The organism is Streptomyces luomodiensis (assembly GCF_031679605.1).
GTDB classification, from domain to species: Bacteria; Actinomycetota; Actinomycetes; order Streptomycetales; family Streptomycetaceae; genus Streptomyces; species Streptomyces luomodiensis.
In genome coordinates, this window is the sequence record NZ_CP117522.1 from 4,425,327 (window position 1) to 4,448,080 (window position 22,754).

The window sequence follows — 22,754 nt, forward strand, 5'->3', positions numbered from 1 at the left end:
GAAGAGCCGCGCCCCACCTGAAGCGTCGCGAGAGCTACGTGAACAGCTGCGAGCCCTGTCGGCGCCGGCGCCTGGAGAGGGCGAGGTCCAGGGAGAGATACGGCGCCCCCGCCAGCACCAGCGGCAGCCACGCCATCAGATAGGCCAGGTCGTTGCCGTAGTAGTACGGGTCCGACTGCCAGCTGACCGTGAGCCACAGGCTCAGCGAGATCAGCGCGCCGCCGAAGGCGGCCAGGCGGGAGAGGAGGCCCACCAGAGTGCCGAGACCGACCGCCAGTTCGCCGTAGGCCATGGCGTAGCCGAACGCGGTGGGATCCTTGAGGGCCTGGTCGACCAGCCACGGCACGGCCGAGCTGTCCCGCGCCTGACGCATCAGCTCGCCGATCGAGCCCGCGCCCGAGTCGGCCAGGAAGGCCGAGTCGGTGAGTTTGTCGAGCCCGGCGTAGACGAAGGTGACACCGAGAAAGATACGCAGCGGCAGCAGCGCGTAACGGGCGGCCGTGGCCCGCACGCCCAGGGACTGCTGCCCGCCTATGCCGCTCACACCGTTCACACTGCCGCCACTGCCCGCCGTGCCCGACCCGGCCATACGGTCCGCATGCCTCATGACGTCCGCCTTTCCCCTCGCACCGCCGCTTCGTCACCCCATCGGCAAGCCCATACGGCAAGCCCATTCGACGAAACCATACGGAGCGACGGACCGGAACAACTCAGTCCATGACGTCGATGGGATAGCGGTTGGTCTCCGCCCCCGAGGCCGTCACGACCTGCACCTCCACCCGGCCCGGCTCCACATCCACCGGGACCGGCACCGTGAGCGCGGTGTCCGTCGGGTTGCTGAAGCCCCCGGCGACCGGCACCAGGGGCACGTGGACGTGCACCGCGCCGATGCGGACGACCATCTTGGCCAGCCGGTCCGGGTCCTGGGCGCCCGGCGGGACGAAGCCGCTGCCGCGGATCTCGATGTCGTCGCCGGTGCGGATCGGGGCGTCGCGGTCGATGCCGCCCTCCTCGGGGCGCACCCTCACGACGGACAGCACGGTCGGCCGGCCGCCCTCCGCGTACTTCCCGGCCAGGTACATCACCACGGACACGGCCGCCAACAGCGCCAGGCCCCACGGCAGATCGGGCAGCCGCCACGGCTCGCGGGCGAGACGGACGGCGGTGAAGGCCAGGGCCACGGTGTGGACGACCACGTACTGCACATCGGCGAAGCTGCCGCGGCCCGCGTCGTCGGTCAGCAGATCGGCGGCGCGCGGCCGTACGGCCCGCACCTTCTGCAACCGCTGGGCCCGCACCCGGGCCGCCACGACGAGCCGTGCCAGCACGGCGGTCGCACACGTCAACGCGGCGACCGTAAGGAGCCCGGCGGCGTGGTCGAGGGCCAGCCCGTCGGTCAGCCGCTGCCGGTCGCCGGGGGCCACGGCCAGCTCGATGCCGAGCACCAGCACCGCGAAGACCGCGATCAGCAGCCAGGCGGCCGCGACGGTGCGGGAGGTGGACAGGCGGTTGTCCTCGCCGACGAGCGGGGCGAGCGGACCGCCGGCGGCGTGGTGCAGCCGCGCGGCGAGGGTCAGCAGCGCCGCGGTGACGACGGCGGCGGCGAGCCCGGCCGTCCGCGCGACCGACCAGCCCGCGCCGATCGCCGTGGCCAGCTGTCCGATCAACAGCGCCCCGACCGCGCCCCACACCACGGACACCGTGCGCCGCCACACCCGGTCGCGCCATGCCGAGGTCTCGGCGCGGCCGCTGTCGGCGACCGAACGGGCCGCCTGGGCCAGCTCGTCCGAGACCCACTGCCGGGACGCCCCGGCCGAGTGGGCGAGCGCCTTGGGAAGGCCCTCTCCGGCCGCGAAACGCTCCCTCAGGGCCACGAACGCGGCCACGGCCCGCCGATGGCCGTCACGGGCCCCCTGAGCGCATTCACAGCCCGTGTGGCCCTTGGGGTGCCCATGGGGGCCCTGTCCTCCTGCCGTCGTGGCGTTCTCCGCCGTCTCCACCGCCACGCGGGTCGCTCCGTCGTTCACTCGTTCCGTACGGCGCCGCGAGGTCGCGCGGCACCGCCCAACTGACATGTGTTGACAGGGGATTGTGCCGCACCGCGGAAGGGGTCAGCTCAGCAGGTCCGGCTCAGCGCGGGTGATCTGGAGATACAGAGGTTGATAGTTGATCCAGGCCACAAGATCGTTTCCGAGCTGCTCACGCGTCCGCAGCGCGTCGGCGCGGTCGATGGGCACCGGTTTCCCCGACGCCTTCGCGGTCAGCTGCACCTGGGCGGCCCGCTCCATCGTGATGAACCACCACGCGGCCGCGTCCACCGAGTCCCCCACCGTCAGCAGACCGCGATTGCGCAGGATGAGGCCCTTGTGCCCGCCGAGCGCGGTGGCGATCGCGCGCCCCTCCTCCTCGTCCACGACGACCCCCGTGCTGCCCGCGTAGACCCCGTGGTCCTCGAAGAAGGCGCAGACCTCCTGGGTGATCGGCTCCAGCGGCTCACCGAGCGCGGCCAGCGCGCGGCCGTGCACCGAGCGGCTGTGCGCGACGGCCACGACGTCCGGCCGCGCCTGATGCACGGAAGAGTGAACGACGAACGCGGCCTGATTGACGTGGCAGCGACCCTCCACCACCTGGCCCGCCTGATTGACCAGGAGCAGATCGCTCACGGTGATGTGGCCGAAGGGCATGCCGAAGGGGTTCACCCAGTAGCAGTCGGTGAACTCCGGGTCCCGCACGGTGATGTGTCCCGCGACCCCTTCCTCGTACCCGAACCGTCCGAACAGGCGCAGCGCCGCGGCCAGCCGCTCCTTGCGGTGGCGACGCTCGTCCTCGGGGGAGGCGTGCTGCGGGGGCATGGTGAACCGCAGCTGATCGGTCGGTATCGGGGTGGGGGCCTGCGGCTGGTTCGTCATGGGCAGCTCCGCTCCTCTGGGGTGCTGGAGCGGAAGCTACCTCTGGGTATCGCAGGAGGCCAGGGTCAGAGCCGGCGGCGATTGATCGCGGTGAGGTCGATCTCGATGGAGAACGGGACGGTCAGGGTGAGCTTGTCGTGGTAGATGCCGGTGGGCTGGTACGCCTTCACAGCGGGATCGAGTTCGTAGACGTAGACCACGGGCAGTCCGCGGTCCTCCTCCACCCGCCAGAAATGCGGCACACCCGCACCGGCGTACTTGCGCGGCTTGACTTCGCGGTCACGCGCCTTGGAGTCCGGCGACACTACTTCGATGGCCAGCACGAGGTCCTCTGACCTGTAACAGGTGTCGCGGGGCCCGGCATCCGCCCCAGCCCGAAGGACCAGGACATCGGGTTCCAGGCGATTGATGTCGTCCAGCTTGACCGTCATCTCCCGCATGACGTCCAAGGTGTCCGGTGCCTGGTCCAGCAGGGTGAACTCGAACAGTCTCATGGCACGTGCGTGGAAAGCGGCCTGCGGACTCACGAGGACGAGACTCCCGTCGATCAGCTCCGTGTGCGGAGGAAGATTCGGAAGCCGGTCGAGGTCGTCCGCCGTCCAGCCGCCCTCCGGCGGGCGGGGCCACTCGTACTGCTCGTCCAGCCCGTACTCGTGTGCGGCGCTCATGATTGCTCCCATGGGACGGAGTCTCGCCTCTGCGCACAGAGTACCCAGCCCAAACGGCGACGCCGCCGCCCAGACGAATGAGCGACGGCGTCGGCGTTTGACGATCAGATGACCATCCGACCTGGAGGGAGCGCGGCGGTCACTCCCACTCGATCGTGCCCGGGGGCTTGCTGGTGATGTCGAGCACCACCCGGTTGACCTGGTCCACCTCGTTCGTGATGCGGGTCGAGATCCGCGACAGCACGTCGTACGGCAGCCGCGACCAGTCCGCCGTCATCGCGTCCTCCGAGGAGACCGGGCGCAGCACGATCGGGTGGCCGTAGGTGCGGCCGTCGCCCTGGACGCCGACCGAGCGGACGTCGGCGAGCAGGACCACCGGGCACTGCCAGATGTCGCGGTCGAGACCGGCGGCGGTCAGCTCCTCGCGGGCGATGGCGTCGGCCTCGCGCAGCAGGTCCAGGCGCTCCTTGGTGACCTCGCCGACGATCCGGATGCCCAGGCCCGGCCCCGGGAAGGGCTGGCGGTGGACGATCTCCTCCGGCAGGCCGAGCTCCTGGCCGACCATCCGGACCTCGTCCTTGAACAGCCGGCGCAGCGGCTCGACGAGCTTGAACTCGATGTCGTCCGGCAGCCCGCCCACGTTGTGGTGGGACTTGATGTTGGCGGTGCCGGTGCCGCCGCCGGACTCCACGACGTCGGGGTAGAGGGTGCCCTGGACCAGGAACTCCACGTCCTCCCCGGCCGCGCCCGCCTCGGCCACCAGCTCGGCCTGGGCCTGCTCGAAGACCCGGATGAACTCCCGGCCGATGATCTTCCGCTTCTCCTCGGGGTCGGACACCCCGGCGAGCGCGGTCAGGAACCGCTCCTCGGCCTCGACGACCTTCAGCTGCACACCGGTGGCGGCCACGAAGTCCTTCTCGACCTGCTCGGACTCGCCCTTGCGCATCAGGCCGTGGTCCACGTACACGCAGGTCAGCTGGTCGCCGATGGCCCGCTGGACGAGGGCGGCGGCCACGGCGGAGTCCACTCCGCCGGACAGCCCGCAGATGGCGCGCTTGGTGCCGACCTGCTCGCGGATCGCGGCCACGGACTCCTCGACCACATTGGTGGTGGTCCAGGTGGGCTCCAGGCCCGCGCCCCGGTAGAGGAAGTGCTCCAGCACCTGCTGGCCGTGGGTGGAGTGCATCACCTCGGGGTGGTGCTGTACGCCGTACAGCTTGCGCTCGTCGCATTCGAAGGCCGCGACCGGCACCAGATCGGTGGACGCGGTGACGGTGAAGCCCTCGGGCGCCTGGGAGCAGGCATCGCCGTGCGACATCCACACCTGCTGCTCCTCGGGGGTGCCCGCGAAGAGCGTCGAGCCGGGCTTGCTGACGGTGAGCTCCGTACGGCCGTACTCACGCGCCCCGGTGTTGTCCACGGTGCCGCCGAGCGTCGTGGCCATCAGCTGGAAGCCGTAGCACATGCCGAAGACCGGGATGCCCGCCTCGAAGATCGCGCGGTCGAGGGTGGGCGCGCCCTCGGCGTAGACCGACGAGGGGCCGCCGGAGAGGATGATCGCCTTCGGCTTCTTGGCGAGCATCTCGGCCACCGGCATGGTGGACGGAACGATCTCGCTGTAGACCCGGGCCTCGCGGACCCTCCGGGCGATGAGCTGGGCGTACTGCGCGCCGAAGTCGACGACCAGGACGGTGTCGGGGGCGGCAGCAGGGGACGCTGATGGCACTTCGGCGGCCTTCCGGCGGTGGTGGCGTGCGGTGGAACTGTCTGCGGCGGGACCGCAGGTTTGGACTTTCGATTCTAACGGGCTCATAATCGACGCCATGTCCACGCGCATGACCTTCGTCTTTACCTATGGCACCGGCCCGTCCGGCTGCCATGGTCGTGCTGCGTAAACACTGACAGCGACTTCCCAGGCGCCCCGGGCCGGCAAAGGCCCGGGGCGCTGTTGTCTTTCCTCCGGGACCCGGCCGGATTCCAGGGCTCCGTGACACGGACCAGGAGATACGGACATGAGCAGCGGTACGGCCCCGGAGAGCACCGAGATGATCAGCACTGCCCGGGAGCGGATCGACGCCCTCGACGGACAGATCCTCGATCTCGTCCGGGAGCGGATGGCCGTCTCGGCCGCCATCCAGGAGGCCCGGATCGCGGCGGGCGGGCGGCGGGTGCAGCTCTCCCGCGAGATGGAGATCCTCGACCGCTACCGGCAGCGGCTCGGCAAGCCCGGTACGACGCTCGCCATGACGCTGCTGGAGCTGTGCCGGGGCCGCGTCTGAGGCGGGACCGGGCCGAGGCGGGGCCAGGCCGAGGCGGAGGCCGGGCCGAAGCGGGGCCTGACCGAAGCGGGGACCGGGGCCGAGGCGGGGCCGGACCCTGCCGGACAGGCGTAGGGCCCCGGGGGCGCCCTAACGGGGCGGGCGCCTCCGGGGCCCTAGGCGGTCAGCACCGGCGTCAGGGCAGCGCCGGTGCTGAGAAGCGGCGCCGGGGGGTTGCGCCGCCGGCTTCCGGGTCCCGTATGTCTGGGGTGTCTGGACGGCGTACGCCCGCGTGGTCCGACCAATGTCGGGGGGTGTCCGGGGGCGTTCTCGCTCTCAGCATCGTGGTGGATGCCCAGCGCCGGGCGCAACTGTTTCGACCGGATACGGTCGGCCCCAGGCGTCCCCGGGACCGACCGTCCTTGAGGTGGTGACCGGGCTGCTGTCCCCTGCCGACCGGTCACCTCGCCGAAGCGAGGTCCCACGACGCGCCGCCTGAATCACCACAGGGGCCGCGTCTCATCGCTACGGCGGATATGAGCCACGCGTGGATTCTCTCCGGACCGCTCCTGGCTGGCGCGGCACCGGGCACAACGAGCCCGCTCACGGGCCGGTCACCCGCCGTACGGGTGATGACGTGCGGACCCGAGCACCCCATGCGGATTCTGTGACCATTCTGTGAGCAACCAGGAACGCAACCTTTCAGCCATCGGCGTGGTCATGTACGTGCAAACGCACGGCCATCCCGCGTCCCCACCGCGACGGCCTTCCACACGCGTATCCGCCCACCACAGCGATACGTACGGACCCAGAGAGGTCTTCATGAAGCTTCGCCGCGCCCTGGCGGCCGCCGCAGCAACGGCCGCCATAGCCCCTGCCGCGCTCCTCGCGGCGCCCGCCGCCTTCGCGGATGAGCCGACGGAGAGCCCGTCGTCGACCGCCTCCGAGACCGTCACGCCGTCCCCTGACGACCCGGCGACGGCGCCGACGGAGACCGCTCCGACCGACGAGCCCACCACCTCGGCGCCGTCCGCGACCGACACCCAGGCTCCGACCCCCACCGACGAGCCCACTGACAAGCCCACTGACAAGCCCACCGAGACCACCACCCCGACCCCCGGGCCGACCGAGGAGCCGGGCGGGGAGTGCGCGGACGACGGGGACTACAACGAGGACCCCGACCTCAGCACGACCCTGGTCGGCCTGCCGTCGAAGGTCGTGGCGGGCAGCGGCTTCCACGGCTTCACGTACCAGGTGAAGAACGACTCGGACCGCACCTACCAGCGGGTCGACTTCGGGCTCTTCGCGGGCACGGCGCACGAGTCCGCCCCCGACGGCACGGGCAGGTACCTGACCCTCCAGTACAAGGACCCCGAGTCCGGCGCCTGGAAGGCGATCTCCACCGACGAGAACGACCCGGGCTCCGGCTACATCGGCTACACCGATGTGCGTCCGCACGAGACCCTTACGGTCGATCTCCGGCTGAGCGTCGCCAAGAGCGCGCCCGAGGGCTTCGGCTACGCCATCAGCGTCGGGGTGTACGCGGACGACGAGGGCAACTGCGCCTACTCGACCGGTGAGTACTACGAGTTCGACGTGCTCAAGGCGGGTTCGAAGCCGGGCGAGGTGCCGCCGGCCGACCCGAAGCCGCAGGGCGGGAAGAAGCCGCTGCCGCACAAGCCGGAAGGCGACAAGGAGATCAGCCCGAAGGGCAGCCTGGCCGAAACCGGTTCCTCCTCCGCGCTGCCGATGATCGCCGTGATCGGCGGTGTGGCGATGGCCGCCGGCGGAGGTGCGGTCTTCGTGGTCCGTCGCCGTCGCGCCACGGTCTGACGGTCCCGGACGCCAGGGGCGGGGCGGACGCCGGCCCGCCCCTGGCGCTCACGCCGGACCGCTCGCGCCGGGCCGCTCGTAGGACTCCTCACGCGGGGGCCGGCGGGACCTTCGGCACCGGCAGCAGGGGGAGCCTCAGCGCCCCGAAGGCGTCCGCCGGTACGGCCGGACTGCGGGGCGGCACGGGCTGAAGGCGCTCGTACGGCGCCTCCGGGGACGGACGCGGGTCGGGCTCGCCCTTGTTGGGCCACAGGGACATCGCACGTTCGGCCTGGGCCGTGATGGTCAGGGACGGGTTGACGCCGAGGTTGGCCGAGACGGCGGAGCCGTCGACCACATGGATGCCCGGATGCCCGTAGAGACGGTGGTACGGGTCGATGACGCCCTCCCGCGGGGACGCCCCGATCGGGCAGCCGCCGAGGAAGTGGGCGGTCAGCGGAGTGCCGATCAGCTCGCCGACGTTGCTGCCCGCGAAACCGTTGATCGAGGCGGCGATGTGGCGGGCGGCCTCGGCGCCTTCGGGGATGTGGTCGGGGTTGGGCTCACCGTGGCCCTGGCGGGCGGTGAGCAGCCCCTTCCCCGGCCCCTTCGGCTTGCGGTACGTGGTCAGCGAGTTGTCGTGCGTCTGCATGACCAGGCCGATGATGGTCCGCTCGGACCAGCGGCGGTTGGACAGCGAGCGCACCGCCAGGGTGGGGTGCCGGAGGTTGGCGCCCAGGAAGCGCAGCCAGCGCGGGAGACGGCCGCCGTCGGGGATCTGCAGGACGGAGAGCAGCCCCATCGCGTTGGAGCCCTTGCCGTAGCGGACGGGCTCGATATGGGTGTTCTCGTTCGGGTGGATGGACGAGGTGATCGCGACCCCCCGGGTGAAGTCCGCCCGCCGCTCGCCGCCCCGGGCGCGGCGGTAGCGGCGGTCGGTGGTCTGCGCGCCCACCAGGGCCTCGGAGTTGGTGCGGGTGAGGACGCCGAGCCGGTCCGAGACGCGCGGCAGCAGCCCCTTGTCCCGCATCGTGTGCAGCAGCGTCTGGGTGCCGTAGGTACCGGCGGCGAGGACGACGTACCGGGAGCGCAGGGTCTTGGGCTTGCCCTTACGGCGGTTGTCGGTCGGCACGGTGGTGACCGTGTAGCCGCCGAGCGGATCGTCCTCCAGGGCGACGACGGTCGTCATCGGGTGGACCACGGCACCGGCCCGCTCGGCGAGGTGGAGATAGTTCTCGTTGAGGGTGTTCTTGGCGCCGTGGCGGCAGCCGGTCATGCACTCACCGCACTCCGTGCACGCCGTACGGGCCGGGCCCGCGCCGCCGAAGTACGGATCGGGGACCGTCTGGCCCGGCTCGGCCCTCACAGGGCCGGCGCCCTCCCCGCCCTCCCCGCCGACGGCGTCGTGGCCGTCCCCGAAGAAGACGCCCACGGGCGCCATGTGGAAGGTGTCCCCCACGCCCATCTTCTCGGCGGCCGCCTTGAGGTGCACATCGGACGGGGTGACGGTGTGGTTGAGGCGCGCCCCGAGCATCCGCCGCGCCTGGTCGTAGTACGGCCGCAGTTCGTCCTGCCAGTCGGTGATGTGCCCCCACTGGCGGTCCCGGAAGAACGGCTCGGGCGGTACGTAGAGCGTGTTGGCGTAGTTGAGCGAGCCGCCGCCGACCCCGGCGCCCGCCAGCACCATGACCTTGCCGAGGAGGTGGATGCGCTGGATGCCGAAGCAGCCGAGGGCCGGGGCCCAGAGGTAGTTGCGGAGGTCCCAGGAGCTTTTGGGCAGGGTGTCCCGGGTGAAGCGGCGGCCCGCCTCCAGGACGCCGACCCGGTAGCCCTTCTCGGCCAGGCGCAGGGCCGATACGGACCCCCCGAAGCCCGAGCCGACCACGATCACGTCGTAGTCGACGTCCTCGTCGTGCTCGGGCCCTTGCTCCCGGTTGTGGGCAGACTTCTCCCCTGGCACTGGTACCTCCATTGGAATGTGCTGGTCAGCGCAGGCGCAGCGCCTTGAGCGCGCGCAGGCTGCGGGTCATGAAGGCCGCGTACTTCTCGTCCGTCATGCCGAAGGCCGGGCCGAGCGGCAGCAGCCGCTGCTGGGCGACGGTCTGTGCCTCGGTGAATCTGAGGATGCCCTCGGAGCCATGGCGGCGGCCGAGTCCGGAGTCGCCCATGCCGCCCATGGGAGAGGCGGTGCTGCCGAAGGCGGCGGCGTAGCTCTCGTTGACGTTGACCGTGCCCGCGCGCAGCCGGGCGGCGAGCGCGCGTCCGCGCCGGGCGTCCTTGGTCCAGACGCTGGCGTTCAGACCGTAAGGAGTGGCGTTGACGCGCTCGACCGCCTCGTCCTCGTCGCGGAAGCGGTAGACGGAGACGACCGGGCCGAAGGTCTCCTCGGTGCACACGGCCATCGGGGACTCCACGCCGTCCAGGATCGTCGGCTCGTAGAAGTACGGGCCGATGTCGGGGCGCGGGCGGCCGCCGGCGAGCACCGTGGCGCCCTTGGAGACGGCCTCGTCCACATGGCGGGTGACGGTGTCCAGTTGGCGCTGTGAGACCAGGGAGCCCATCTCCGCGCCGTACGCGAGGGCGGTGCCGAGCCGCATGGCCTTGGTGCGGGCCACGAAGCGCTCCAGGAAGGCGTCCGCGACCGACTCGTGGACGTACAGCCGCTCCATGGAGATGCACAGCTGTCCGGCGGAGGCGAAGCTGCCGCGCACCGCGCCGTCGACCGCGCGGGCGAGGTCGGCGTCGCGCAGCACCAGCATGGCGTTCTTACCGCCGAGTTCGAGGGAGCAGCCCACCAGGCGGGCGGCGGCGGCCTGGGCCACCTCGCGGCCGGTGCGGGTGGAGCCGGTGAACGAGACGTAGTCGGCGTGCTCGACCACGGCGGGGCCGACCACCGGGCCGTCCCCGAGCACGACCTGCCACACCCCGGCCGGCAGCCCGGCCTCCACCATCAGCTCACGCGCCCACAGGGCGGACAGCGCGGTCTCGGTGTCGGGCTTCATCACGACGGCGTTGCCCGCCACGAAGGCGGGCATCGCATCGCCCACGGAGAGCTGGAGGGGGTAGTTCCAGGGCGCTATGAGGCCGACGACCCCGCGCGGCTGGCGCAGTTCGGTGACCTTGGTGAGGGTGGGCACGGCACCCAGGTGCCCCTTGGGGTGCAGATAGGCGGGCGCCTTACGGCCGTAATGGCGGGCGACCGCGGAGACGCCCTGGATCTCCTCGTGGGCGTGCAGCCGGGTCTTCCCGGTCTCCAGCTGGATGAGGTCCAGGATCTCCGGCTGGCGGCGCAGCAGCAGATCGTGGAAGCGCAGGAGGACGGCGGCGCGCCGGCGGACGGGGGTCGCGGCCCAGGCCCGCTGGGCGGCGCGGGCGTTGTCGAAGGCGGTGACGACGTCCTCGGGGGTGGCCTCGGGCAGCCCGGAGGCGAGGACCTCCCCGGTGAACGGGGTGTGGCTGACGGTGGTGCCGCTGCCGACGACGCCCCGGGTGAGCCGGGTGATCAGCTCGGGCGTGACGACGTCGGCGGCGGTGCGGGTGCCTTGGGGGGCGACCGGGTTGCCGGTGGCGCCCCGCGTGGTGTGCGAGTCCGTCATGGGGGCGAGAGTAGGCCCGCCCGGCGGCTTTGGGTACCCGGCGGTAACAACTTTCCGCCGACGGCCCCGGCCGGACCCGCCCCACGCGCTCAGAGCTTTTCGATCTTCAGATTCCGCACGATCTCCTCGTACAGCTTCTCGCCGTCCTCCAGGGCGTCACCGGCGGCGGGCATGGTGACCGTCAGATCCCAGGCGACCTTGTTCTTGTTGACGTAGAGGTGGTCGCGCTTCAGGTACCGGACCGGGTTCTTGTCACTGCTGGTGCCGTACGGCAGGTAGGTGGTGGTCACGTCCCGCGCCTCCTGCCCCTGCTGCTCGGTCTCGGCCGTCTCGCTCTTGGCGTCCTCCACGGTCGACGCGCCGCCGTCCTTGTAGAAGGCGACGATCTGGTCCGCCGCGGCGTTCACGTCCGCCGGGTCGTTCTCGCCGTCCGGTGTGGAACGCCTCAGGGACACCGTGAAGACCCCGCTGGGGTCGTAGAAGGTGACCAGCGGGTTGTCCGAGTCGCTGTCGTCCTGCACCCGCCGGTACTCGCCGGGCACGGCCAGCGAGGCGCCCACCACATCGCGCTCCTCCCGGACCGTCCAGCCCGACGGCAGGTCCGCACCGCCGAACGGCTTGGCCACCACGAGCACCAGGGCGGCGGCCACCACCAGCACCAGACCGCCCAGCCCGAGCTGCGCCTTACGGTTCTTGTGCAGGATGGGCGGTACGAACCGGTTGCCGGCGGGCGGCCGGGCACCGCCCGGCGCGTATCCGGCCGTGCCGAGCACCGTGGGCACCGGCCGCGGCTCCCGCGCCGCCGCCTCCAGGGCCTGCCGCACCTCGGGGGCCGCCGGGCGCATCGCCGGGTCCTTGCGCAGCAGCTGCATGATCAGCGTGCCGAGCGGCCCGGTGGCGCGCGCGGGGACCTGCGGTTCGGAGCCGAGCACGGCCTGGAGGGTCGCGGGGCTGTGGGAGCGGCGGAACGGCGACATGCCCTCCACCGCCGCGTACAGCACGACGCCGAGCGACCACAGGTCGGACTCCGGCCCCGGCCGCTGCCCCAGCACCCGCTCGGGCGCGACGAATTCGGGCGAGCCGACGAACCCGCCCGTCTCGGTGAGCCCCTGCTCGCCCTCGATCTGCGCGATGCCGAAGTCGGTGAGCACCACCCGGTCGCTCCGGCCGAGCAGCACGTTGTCCGGCTTCACATCGCGGTGCAGCACGCCCGCCTCATGGGCCGCCGCCAGCGCGCCGAGCACGGCGAGGCCGATACGGGCCGCCTCGCGCGGATCCAGCGTGCCCTCCATCAGCCGGTCGCCCAGCGAGTGGCCGCGCACCAGCTCCATCACGATCCAGGGGCGGCCGTCCTCGACCACCACGTCGTGGACGGTGACGACCGAGGGGTGGTCGATCCGGGCCGCGGCACGCGCCTCGCGCTCCATCCGCTGGTAGACGGTCTGCCGCTCGCGCTCGGGGAGATGGTCGGGGACACGCGGCTCCTTGACCGCCACATCGCGGTCCACGACCTGGTCGTGCGCCCGCCAGACGGTGCCCATGCCGCCGTGGCCGAGCCGGGAGACCAGCCGATAGCGGCCGCCGATGAGCCGCCCGCTGTCCGGGTCCTGCGCCCCAGCGGCGGGCGGCTGGGCGGCGGGCGGCTGGGCTCCCTGGTGCGCACCGGCGAACTGCGTCGGCTCGTACGCGTGCTGCCCCGGCCGCGCCGTCCCGGGCGCCTGGCCCGGCTGCTGGAACGCCTCGGGTGGCGGCTGGGGCGCCGGCACCGGGGCGGCCGGCGCATGCGGCGGCCGCAGGCTGTAGCTGGTGGGCTCGTTCGCCCGTCCCCCGTCGTTCGTCATGGGCTCATCATTACCCACGAGGCGGGACCGCCCGCCACCCACCAGGAGGCCACCGCGGGCGCTCGTGACAAAGCCGTTGCGACGCCGCTCAGTTCGCCGCGCCGACACCCTTGAACGTGGCGACAGCGGTGTCGAAATGCCGCTTGCCCACGGACTTTTCGTTCACCGGCGCGGAAAGCCAGACGTCATACATTTTGCCGCCCTCGTTCCAGCTGAGGTCGTAGGTCTGGCGGGAGCCCCCGTCGTCGGCCGAACCGTTCCAGATGAACGCCCAGAGGGCGGCGGGACGGCCGTTGTGCTCCGTTTCGATGACCTGGCCACTGCGGTAGCCCGGATAGTTCTGCGGCCCCTTGGCGTCCGCCTCCTGGCTCAGCCCGAGCGGGCCCTCGGGGCTCTGCTCCTGGACGTGGACCCCGATCCGGAACTCCATACCGGGCGAGTTGTAGTAGACCCGGGGCGGCTTGTACTCGCGGTCGAACCCCTCGGGCACCGAGAGCGAGAACCCGAGCGGGTCCTTGACCTGCTCATAGCCCTCGGTGGAATAGCCCTCGGAGGCCCCGGCGGACGGGCTCGCCGGGGGATCGGCGGACTTCGAGGCGGTCTGCGACGGCCGCCCGGAGGCACTCGGGCCGCGCGAGCCGTCGGAGGAGTCCGAACGTCCCTTGTCGTCGGGCGCGTCCGCCTGGTCGCTCGTCCCCGCACCGCTGTCCCCGTCCCTCAGCAGCGCCACGCCACCCACGCCCGCCCCCGCCAGCGCGACCACCGCGACGGCCACCATCAGGACGGTGCTGCCCCGGCGGGCACGCCGGGAACGGGACGGCCGGGCGGCGGCGGAGGCGGCGGCCGGGGCGGCGGCCTGAACGGGAGCGGGCGCGGGGGCAGGAGCGGGAGGCGGCACGGGTACGGACCCGGAGGCCGGGCGGGCGTCGTTGGTGACCGGCACACCGGGCTGGGTCGGGGTGTACTCCAGCGGGATCTCCGGGGTGTCCCCCACCTCCTGGAACATCCTCAGCATCCGCTCGACCTCGTCGGCGCTCAGCCGCTGCTCCGGATCGCGCTGCAACAACCCCTCGATGAGCGGCTTCAGCGCCCCGGCGGCCTCGGGTACGGCGATCTCCTCGAAGACGACGGCGTGCAGCACCGCGGCCAGGGATTCGCGGTGGAACGGGGACTCGCCGCCCAGCAGTGTGCAGAGCAGCACCCCTAGCGACCACAGGTCCGACTCCGGACCCGTGCGGCGCCCCGACATCCGCTCCGGCGCGGTGTATTCGGGCGAGCCCACGAACGAGCCGGTCTCGGTGATCGTGGTGGACCCGGTGACCTGCGCGATGCCGAAGTCCGTCAGCACCACCCGCCCGGTGCCCGACTCCACCAGCACATTGGCGGGTTTGATGTCCCGGTGCAGCACCCCGCGTGCGTGCGCCGCGCGCAACGCGCCCAGCAGCGCGGTCGCGATCCGAGCCGCCTCCCGCGCCTCGACGGGCCCGTCGGTGCCCAGCCGGTCGGCGAGCGAGCACCCGTCGACCAACTCCATGACGATCCAGGCGCAGTCGTCCTCCTCGATCACATCGTGGAGGACGATCACGTTCGGATGTTTGATCTGTGCGACGGTCCGGGCCTCGCGCAGGGTGCGCTCGCCGCGCAATCGCGAGTCCAGGCCCGCGAGCCCCTCGTCCACATGGAGTTCCTTGACCGCGACAGCACGGCCCAGGAGTTCGTCGACGGCCCGCCAGACCGTGCCCATTCCGCCGCGTCCGAGCCGTGTGACCAGCCGGTAGCGGTTGGCGATCAGATGGCCCTCTCCCCCGGTACCCATGGCCTCATCTTGCCTCACCCCGCCGAAGCCCTCGAACACCGGACCGCCGGCCCGCCCCCACGGGCGATTGAGCGTGCGCGCGGCGTACGGAAATGTAAGGCATGCCGATGTCAAGGGGCGGACCGCGGCCGCCCCTATCGTCCAGCCACACGGTATGGGTACGCACGGAGCGCCTCCCGGCGGTAACCGAGGCAGGCCGAAGAGTGCGACAGAGTCTCCGGCGCTTGGTTCTACCGGCGAGTGAGCCGAAGGGGCGCGTCGCTGTCGAAAGGGAGAGCGCGCGCAGGCCCCTGAGGAACGAAGGGGCCGAGCACGGTCGACCGTCGACAGGGGGCACCTCCCAGCGGTAGCTGGGGGAGGCACAAGCGCCCCGGAGGCGAACCGAGCCCCAAAAAAAGGGGGGGTGGGCCGCCCCGCGGCGGGGGTCCACGGGGCGGCCAGTCAAAGGGGCGCGTCAGACGGTGCGCCCGTCGGTGGTCGGGTCAGCCGGTGACCTTCCACGTGCGGGAGCCGCTCAGCAGCTTGCGCAGTGCGGGGTCCCGCACCGCGTCCGTGTCGTCCGTCGCCTTGGCGGTGACGGTGTGGCTCGCGCCGTCGGCCGGGACGCCCAGGGTGGCCGGGGTGACGCTCGCCTTACCGTTCGCGGCGGTGACCCGCGTCCCGTCCACGTACCAGGTGAGCGAGGCGCTCTGCGGGACGTCCACCTCGATACCGGCCGACCGTTTGAGGGCCGTGGCGGTGGCGTTACGGCTGCTGAGCACACTCGCGTGGCGGTAGAAGCCCGCGATCATCGCCTCGCGGCCGGGGAGGCTGAACTCCCGGCCCAGGGTGCGCATGATCGAGTTGTCGGTGGGGCGGTTGATGCCCTTGGGGTAGTAGCGGCCGCCCTCGTAGACGCCGACCGTGCCGCCGTCGGGTGAGGTCTGGCCGATCCAGCGGTACCACTTCTTCTGCTGGGCGGTCAGCTGCGCCGCGGTCAGCGTGGTGGCGTTGGCCTCGCTCGGCTCGGCGCCGGTGTAGGTGCCGTAGTCCGCGTAGAAGTACTCGTCGGCGAGCTTGCCGAGCGAGTGGCCGGTCTCGTGGACCGCGATCTGGTCGGAGTCGGCGTGGTCGGAGGAGGCGGTGGCGATGCCGTCGTAGCCGACCTTCGAGGTGAGGGTGTAGCCCGCACCGCCGTATTTGGTGGAGTTGGACAGGACGACCACCAGATCGGCCTGCGGCGCCTTGGCCGCGTACGACTCGACCTTGGCGGTGTCGACGCACAGCAGCCGCTCGATGCCGTCGCACCAGAAGTACGAGCCCAGGGCGGTGTCCTTGACGACGTCCTTGGCCGGGTCGCCGGAGACGCCGGACTGGTTGGAGACGGCGTCCACGGTCCAGACGTTGAACAGGTCCTGGTACGAGGCGTACGGCTGCACGGCCGACATCTGCGCCCACTTGGAGCGCGCGTCGGTGTGGAAGTCCTCCTGCTGGCTCGCGGTGTAGCCGTCGCCGATGAAGACGACGTCGAGCTTGTCGGCCGTCGTCCCGTTGCTGATGAGCGAGGAGACGTCGCCGTCGGCGGCGGCCTCGGCGGCGGACAGCGGGCGGGCGGCGCTGGTCAGCCGCTCGGGGGCGGCCGCCGGGATCTCGGTGTGGCGGGGGTGGCCACCCGGTCCGGTGAAGTACTCCACGTCCAGGGTGCGCTGGTCGGCGGAGGGGCCGGCCGGTCCGCCGGGGTGTGATGATCCCGGCGAGGCCGCGGCCGGTGCGGTCATGGCGACGGCCGCCGCCAAGGCGATGCCTCCGGCGACGGCCGCGGTGCGCAGGGAGATGCGGTTGCGTATGCGTCTGCGCACAGTGACTCCCCAAGTCTGCGTCATAAGCGGCCAGTTAAACAGGGTTAATGCGCCGCTCAACCTAAGGGGTCCGGAGGGTTGGGGCAATGGGTATTAGGGAAGTCGCTAGGAATTCGAACACAGCACAACCGTCTGGGCTGTCACGGGCTCGGCCCCGTCCGTCACGCGCCGTCACGCGCCAGCTCCAGCAGCCGGTCCAGCACCCGGCGGCCTCCGGCCCGTATCCCGTCGTGTTCGAACTCGTCCGTCACCCAGGTGCGCAGGCCTCCGATCGCCCGTGCGGTGGCCAGGGAGTGCGCGGTGTCCACGTACAGGTCGTCGTGGTAGATCACGGCGGCCACCGGCACGGTGTTACGGGCCAGCCGCTCGGTGTCGTACAGCGGGCCCCAGCCGGTGCGCGCGGCGAGCAGCTCGGCGGTGTGGCGCAGCGGGCGCAGCGCCGCGTGGGTGTCCAGCATCCAGGGGTGCACGGTCTCGCCCGTGAGGAGCACCGGACGGCCCTCCGCGACCGCCTGCCCGGCGTCGAAGGCGGGGAACTCGGCGCGGACCCGCTCCGCGGCCCAGTCGGTGGCCCGGCCGTCCTGGGCGTAGATGGACTCCAGCAGCAGGGCGAACAGCGGGCTGGCGGCGCGCGAGAGCACCGCCGCCACCTGCTCGCGGAAGGCGTCGCCCAGCCGCGGCCCGTCGGCGGTGGGCACGAACGCGTCCTCCAGGAGGTGGTGCAGCCGGTGCGATCCGTCGCCGGTGCCGAGCAGGAAGCCGAGCTGCTGGAGGGCGGGGACGGTGAGCCGGGTCCCGTCCGTCAGCACCTCCTCGTGGTCGGTCAGATGACGTACGAGGGCACGGACCACGCCCGCGTCCTGCGGGTAGCGGGCGTAGTGGGCGTGGGTCTTGCGGGCCATCCGCGGATAGGCGGTCCGGTAGACGGCGGCCACGTCGATGCCGGGGTCGATCGCGGGAAGCCCACCGGCGATCAGCACCGAGTCGAGCCCCTCGGGCGCGTGGGACAGATAGCTCACGGCGCAGAAGCCGCCGAAACTCTGGCCCAGCACGGTCCACGGACGGTCCCCGATGAGCTGCCGCCGGATCAGCTCGCAGTCGCGGACGATCGCGTCGGCGCGGAAGTGGGAGAGGTACTCGGCCTGTTCGGCCGGTCCGCCGCGCAGCGGCAGGGTCTGGCGGTTGGCCGGGGTGGAGCGGCCGGTGCCGCGCTGGTCGAGCAGGAGCACACGGTATTCGTCGAGCGCGCGGTCCAGCCAGCCGGAGCGGCCCACCGGGCGGTCCGCGGCGCAACCGGGCCCGCCCTGGAGGTAGAGCAGCCAGGGGAGCCGGTCACGCTGGGCGGCGGTTTTCCCGGCGGCGACGACCTCTCGTGCGTAAAGCCGGATCAGCTCCCCCTCGGGAGCCTTATGGTCGAGCGGTACGTCGAAGTGATAGTCGGTGAGGAGCAGTTCCGGCTGACGGACGGTCGTCGCGGCGCCCGGTCCGGCCGGTGCCGCTGTGCTTGCCTGCTGCATCCTTCAATCCTCACGTTAAATGGATTTAGCTCGGCGATTAAGTTACCGCCGGGAGAAGAGGGCACGGTGGCCGACAAAAGCGCCGGTGACGGACGGACGGCGGAAGCGGTGACGGCGACGGGATCGGCGACGGGGACGAGATCGGTGTCGGGGACGGCGACGGGGACGGGGTCCACCGCCGAGATAGGGCGCCGGGTGCTCAAGCTGCGCACCGAACGCGGCTTCACCCAGCGCATGCTGGCCGAACCCGCGTACACCGCCGCCTACGTCTCCACCCTGGAAGCCGGTAAGGTGCGCCCCTCCGAGGCCGCACTGCGCCATCTCGCCGAACGGCTCGGCGTCAGCTACGACGAGCTCGCCACCGGCCGCTCACCGCAGGACGCCACCCGGCTGCGGGCCGCCCTCACCGACGCCCGGCGGGCGCTGGCGACCGGCGCCGCCGAGGACGCCGCCGGGCTCTTCGAGGACGTACGCGCCGAGGCGGAACGGCTCGGGTTCGCCGAGGAGCGGGCGTCGGCCCTGCTGGGACTCGGCGACTGCGCGCTGGAAACCGGCGAACTGACGCTCGCCCGCGGCCACTTCGAGGCCGTCGAGCGGCTGCTGGCCGACGAACCGCTGCCCCGCCGGGTCCCGGCGATCCGCGGCCGGGCCGTGGCCCATCTCCTCGCGGGCGAGCTGCGCTACTCCTGCTATCTGCTGGAGAGCGCCATCGACGAGCTCAACGCCTCGGGGCTGCACGACCCGTACGCGCTGCTGCTGCTCTATACGGCCGCCATCGCGCCCTATATGGACATGGGCGCGCACGCCCGTGCCGTACGCGCCGCCGAGTTGGCGCTCGCGCTGGCCCCGAGCGTGGACGACCCGGGCCTCATCGCCCGGATGCACCGCGGAGTGGCCCGCACCCTGATCGCCGAGGGCCGGACCGCCGAGGCCGACGCCTCCCTGGCCAAGGCGCAGGAGCTGTACGAGCAGCTGCGCATCCACACCGACCTGGCGCACTGCCACTGGATGCGCGGCTATGTGCACGCCCAGGACGGCAATCTGGAGCGCGCCGAACGCGAACTGCGCACCGCCCGGGACATGCTGGCCTCCAAGCGGGCCGCGCTGTTCACCGGACAGGTCGAGGTGGAACTGGCGGACGTACTGCGCCGACGCGGCCGTGCGGCGGAGGCGGAGGCCCTGCTGCTGCCCCTGCTGACGCGCTCGTCCGTCACCGGGCCCACCACGGACGCGGCGGACGAGGTGAACGAGTCGGACCAGGCGGACGAGCCGGACGAGCCGGATGAGCCGGACGAGGCCGGGCTGACCGCGGACCGGGGCGCGGTCCACGCGGGCGGCGCGCACCGGCTGCTGGGTCTGATCGCGGACGAACGGGGTGACGTCGAGGCCGCGGAGGAGCACTACTGCGCGGCGCTGTCGCTGCTGGAACGCACCGGCGCGGCCGGTGACCTGGCCGACCTGTGCCGGCTGCTGGGCGATCTGCTGCGCCGCGAGGGCCGTCTGGAGGCCGCGATGGACGCCTACCGCACCGGCCTCGGCCACCGCGCCGCCCCCGGCACCACCACGCTGGGCCCGGCGCCCGCCGAACCGCCCATGTGAGACGACGGCATGTGCGGTGAGCCCATGTGAGGCGACGGCATATGCGGTGAGCCCATGTGAGGCGACGGCGGCCAGTCGGACGGGGGCCGATCGGCGCGCCCGGGTCACGGCGCCTGGGTCACCGTGACGTGGTGCGCCTCCGGCGCGCCTGGTCGGGGCGCACCGCGACGGGCGGTCGAGGAAAGAGGTCAGGCCGTCGCGTGTGGGGGTCGCGGCGGCCTGACCGCTGCAACGCCCCGCTGCCGGATCCGCTGACCGCGCATCGGGAGCTCTCCGGCGCGACCACGGGGCTGGGGTCTCGGGACGACCCCACGGGGTGATGCGGCTTGAGATCCACTCTGCCTGGTGGGAGCCGCTGGGGAAATCCCCCGTTGGTCTTTCGTCACCCCCGCCGACCGGCGGGGGTGTTCCCTCCCACTGACGGAGCCAAGCACTCCATTTTCAGCGGCTGATGGGGCAGGCTGTCCGGGCAATGAGCATGACAGCTGAGAAGAGGGAGCGGTCGGTGATCCGTGTTGCTGTTGTGGATGACGAGGCCCTCGTACGGTCCGGTCTGCGGCTGATCCTGGGCACGGCCCCCGACATCGAGGTGGTCGCCGAATGCTCCGGGGGCACCGCCGTGGACACGGTGCTCGGCAGCCAGGCCGATGTCGTCCTCCTCGACATCCGGATGCCGGACGCCGACGGACTCAGCGTGCTCAGACAACTGCGGGCCGCGCCCCGCTCCCCCGCCGTGGCGATGCTGACCACCTTCGACGTCCAGGAGTACCTCGCGGCCGCGCTGCGCGCCGGGGCCGCGGGCTTCCTCCTCAAGGACACCGATCCGGAACAGCTCGTGCGGGCCGTACGCACGCTCGCGGAGGGCGGCAGCGTCCTCGACCCGGCCGTCACCCGCGCCGTGATCGGCGGTTATCTCGCCGCCGAGGCGGAGGCGACGGCCGCCGAGGCCGTCGAGGCGCTCACCCCGCGTGAACGCGAGGTGCTGGCGCTGCTGGGCGAAGGGCTGGCCAATCCGCAGATCGCCGAGCGGATGGGGCTGGCGCCCAGCACCGTCAAGGACCATGTGCGGGCGGTGCTCGGCAAACTGGGCGGCCTCAACCGCGTCCAGGCGGCGATCGTCGCCGACCGCGCCGGGCTCGTCACCAGCCGGCCCCCGATAGGCGGCCCCCGATGACCGTCTCCCCGCTGCCCCCGCCGCGACGTACGTCCCCGGACGCGCCGGGCACCGCCCCGGCCTCGTCGCTCGAACGCCCCTCGGCGCCCGAACCTCCCTCGGCACTGGAACAGCCCTCGGCGCCGCTGCCCGCCCGGAGCGCCCGGCGGCGGCTGCCGCGCTGGGCCATGCGCTGGGGGTCACTGATCGTCCCCCTGCTCCTCGCGGTGGCCGACGCGCTGCTCGTCAACGGCGTCACCTTCGGACTGGAGCTGAACGTCTCGCTGGTGGCGGCGGCCGCGCTGCTGGTGCGCCGGCGGCTGCCCGTCCTGGTCTTCCTGGTCACGCTGCCGGGCATCCTCATCGGCTATGTCTGGTTCGCGCCGATGATCGCCCTCTACACGGTCGCCCAACGCCGCCCCGACCGCAGGCTGCTGGCGATCTGCGCACTGCTGCTGGCCGCCGCGCACTTCGTCCCCTGGCCGGTCTCCGACTTCGAGCCGACCGCGTACCGGGAGAACACCCTCACCCTGATCGACGCGTGCGTCACCTCGGTGGGACCCATCGCGCTGGGCCTCCTGGTCCGTACGCGGAGTGAACTCGCCGCCCGCATCGAGGATCTGACCCGCAGCCGCCGCCACGCGGACGAGCTGATCGCCGAGCAGGTGCTGTCCACCGAACGCGCCCGGCTCGCTCGCGAGATGCACGACGTGGTCGCCCATCAGGTCAGCCTCATCAGCCTCCAGGCCGGGGCGGTGCAGATCAGCGCGGAGGACGCGAAGGCGCGGGAGGGCGCACGGACGATCCGCGAGCTGTCCGTGCGGACCCTGGACGAACTCCGCCATATGGTCGGCATCCTGCGCGCGGCGGGCGGCGACCACGAGGAGCTGACCCCCCAGCCCCGGCTGGCCGACCTGCCCCGCATGATCGAACTCAGCGCGCTGGACGTCGACTACGAGACGGACGACGCGGTGCGGCGGTCGGGCCATCCGGAGGCGGTGGAACGGGCCGCCTTCCGCATCGTCCAGGAGGCGCTGACCAACGTCCGCAAGCACGCGCCGGGGGCGCGCGTGACGGTCCGGGTGAGCGAACCGGAGACCGAGAATCCGGAAACGGCGGAAGCCCCGGGAGGGCGCCAGGAAACGGCTCACGAGGCGACGGACAAGACGACCGACGAGACGACGGACAAGCCCACTGACGAGACCACTGACGAGGCTGAGGAGCCACGGGGGCTGCGGGTCGAGGTGCGCAACGGCCCGCCCGACGCCTCCGCCGTGGCCCCGGGACTGCCGGGCGGCGGACACGGTCTGGTCGGGCTGCGGGAGCGCGCCCAGTTGCTGGGGGGCACGCTGGAGGCGGGGCCCACGGAGGAGGGCGGCTTCGTCGTACGAGCCGACTTCCCCGGGACCCCGCGCGTCACGGGGCCGGTGTGAGCGGGCCGGGACCCTTCCGGCGGCGCCGGGCAGCGCGGCGCCGCCCGGCCCCGCCCGCCCCAAGCCCGCCGGCAGACTCCTGGGCGGCACGCCCCCGGACAACACGCCCCTGGCCGACATGTCCCCGAACGGCACGCCCCCAGGCAGCACACCCCTGGACGGCAGACCCCAGAACGGCACGTCCCAGCACGGCACGCCCCCGGACAACACGTCCCCAGGGCGGCATGTCCCCGAACGGCACCTCCCCAGACAGCACGCCCCTGGACGACAGACCCCAGAGCGGCACATCCCTGAGCGGCACGCCCCTGGACGGC

General features: G+C 72.2%; 16 protein-coding genes. 5 read left to right on the forward strand and 11 right to left on the reverse strand.

The genetic code is table 11. The annotated features are described in order from the left end of the window. Positions 1-34: 34 nt before the first annotated feature. The 5 genes from PS467_RS18580 to guaA form a co-directional block, all read right to left on the reverse strand. Positions 35-607, reverse strand: coding sequence for a DoxX family protein (locus PS467_RS18580; protein ID WP_311036228.1), 573 nt, complete (start codon positions 605-607; stop codon positions 35-37). Positions 608-710: 103 nt separating this feature from the next. Then, on the reverse strand, positions 711-2,006 hold the full coding sequence (locus tag PS467_RS18585; RefSeq protein WP_311036229.1) for a hypothetical protein: 1,296 nt from the start codon (positions 2,004-2,006) through the stop codon (positions 711-713). Positions 2,007-2,111: 105 nt separating this feature from the next. Beyond that, positions 2,112-2,909 (reverse strand): class II aldolase/adducin family protein, encoded by a 798-nt coding sequence (locus tag PS467_RS18590; protein ID WP_311036230.1) that lies wholly within the window; start codon positions 2,907-2,909, stop codon positions 2,112-2,114. A gap of 65 nt (positions 2,910-2,974) precedes the next feature. Continuing rightward, the gene (locus PS467_RS18595) at positions 2,975-3,577 is read right to left on the reverse strand and encodes a Uma2 family endonuclease (protein ID WP_311036231.1); all 603 of its coding nucleotides are present in this window, start codon (positions 3,575-3,577) and stop codon (positions 2,975-2,977) included. Between the two features lie 139 nt (positions 3,578-3,716). Continuing rightward, entirely contained in the window at positions 3,717-5,303 is a 1,587-nt protein-coding gene (gene guaA, locus PS467_RS18600; protein ID WP_268972699.1) for a glutamine-hydrolyzing GMP synthase, read from the reverse strand. A gap of 286 nt (positions 5,304-5,589) precedes the next feature. Between guaA and PS467_RS18605 the strand changes: the two genes are divergently transcribed. Both PS467_RS18605 and PS467_RS18610 read left to right on the forward strand, forming a co-directional pair. Further along, positions 5,590-5,856, forward strand: coding sequence for a chorismate mutase (locus PS467_RS18605; RefSeq protein ID WP_268972700.1), 267 nt, complete (start codon positions 5,590-5,592; stop codon positions 5,854-5,856). An 801-nt stretch (positions 5,857-6,657) separates the two neighbouring features. Next, positions 6,658-7,668, forward strand: a complete 1,011-nt coding sequence (locus PS467_RS18610) for an LAETG motif-containing sortase-dependent surface protein (protein WP_311036232.1) — start codon at positions 6,658-6,660, stop codon at positions 7,666-7,668. Positions 7,669-7,756: 88 nt separating this feature from the next. Here the strand turns inward: PS467_RS18610 and PS467_RS18615 are convergent, their stop codons facing one another. From PS467_RS18615 to PS467_RS18640, 6 genes are all read right to left on the reverse strand, one after another. Continuing rightward, a complete protein-coding gene (locus PS467_RS18615; protein WP_432280605.1) occupies positions 7,757-9,619 on the reverse strand; it encodes a GMC oxidoreductase in 1,863 nt (620 codons plus the stop codon). Positions 9,620-9,632: 13 nt separating this feature from the next. Further along, on the reverse strand, positions 9,633-11,243 hold the full coding sequence (locus tag PS467_RS18620) for a succinic semialdehyde dehydrogenase (RefSeq protein ID WP_311036234.1): 1,611 nt from the start codon (positions 11,241-11,243) through the stop codon (positions 9,633-9,635). Positions 11,244-11,332: 89 nt separating this feature from the next. Then, complete coding sequence (locus PS467_RS18625; RefSeq protein ID WP_311036235.1) at positions 11,333-13,084, reverse strand: serine/threonine-protein kinase; 1,752 nt, start codon at positions 13,082-13,084, stop codon at positions 11,333-11,335. Between the two features lie 88 nt (positions 13,085-13,172). Continuing rightward, positions 13,173-14,900, reverse strand: coding sequence for a serine/threonine-protein kinase (locus PS467_RS18630; RefSeq protein ID WP_311036236.1), 1,728 nt, complete (start codon positions 14,898-14,900; stop codon positions 13,173-13,175). Between the two features lie 482 nt (positions 14,901-15,382). Beyond that, positions 15,383-16,738, reverse strand: a complete 1,356-nt coding sequence (locus PS467_RS18635; RefSeq protein ID WP_311036237.1) for a M64 family metallopeptidase — start codon at positions 16,736-16,738, stop codon at positions 15,383-15,385. Between the two features lie 161 nt (positions 16,739-16,899). Further along, positions 16,900-18,255 (reverse strand): alpha/beta fold hydrolase, encoded by a 1,356-nt coding sequence (locus tag PS467_RS18640; RefSeq protein WP_311036238.1) that lies wholly within the window; start codon positions 18,253-18,255, stop codon positions 16,900-16,902. Between the two features lie 144 nt (positions 18,256-18,399). Here PS467_RS18640 and PS467_RS18645 point away from each other — a divergent pair, with 144 nt between their 5' ends. From PS467_RS18645 to PS467_RS18655, 3 genes are all read left to right on the forward strand, one after another. Continuing rightward, entirely contained in the window at positions 18,400-19,854 is a 1,455-nt protein-coding gene (locus tag PS467_RS18645) for a tetratricopeptide repeat protein (RefSeq protein WP_311039902.1), read from the forward strand. 505 nt (positions 19,855-20,359) lie between these two features. Beyond that, entirely contained in the window at positions 20,360-21,028 is a 669-nt protein-coding gene (locus PS467_RS18650; protein WP_268977016.1) for a response regulator, read from the forward strand. Positions 21,029-21,195: 167 nt separating this feature from the next. Then, the gene (locus tag PS467_RS18655) at positions 21,196-22,440 is read left to right on the forward strand and encodes a sensor histidine kinase (protein ID WP_311039903.1); all 1,245 of its coding nucleotides are present in this window, start codon (positions 21,196-21,198) and stop codon (positions 22,438-22,440) included. Positions 22,441-22,754 lie beyond the last annotated feature (314 nt).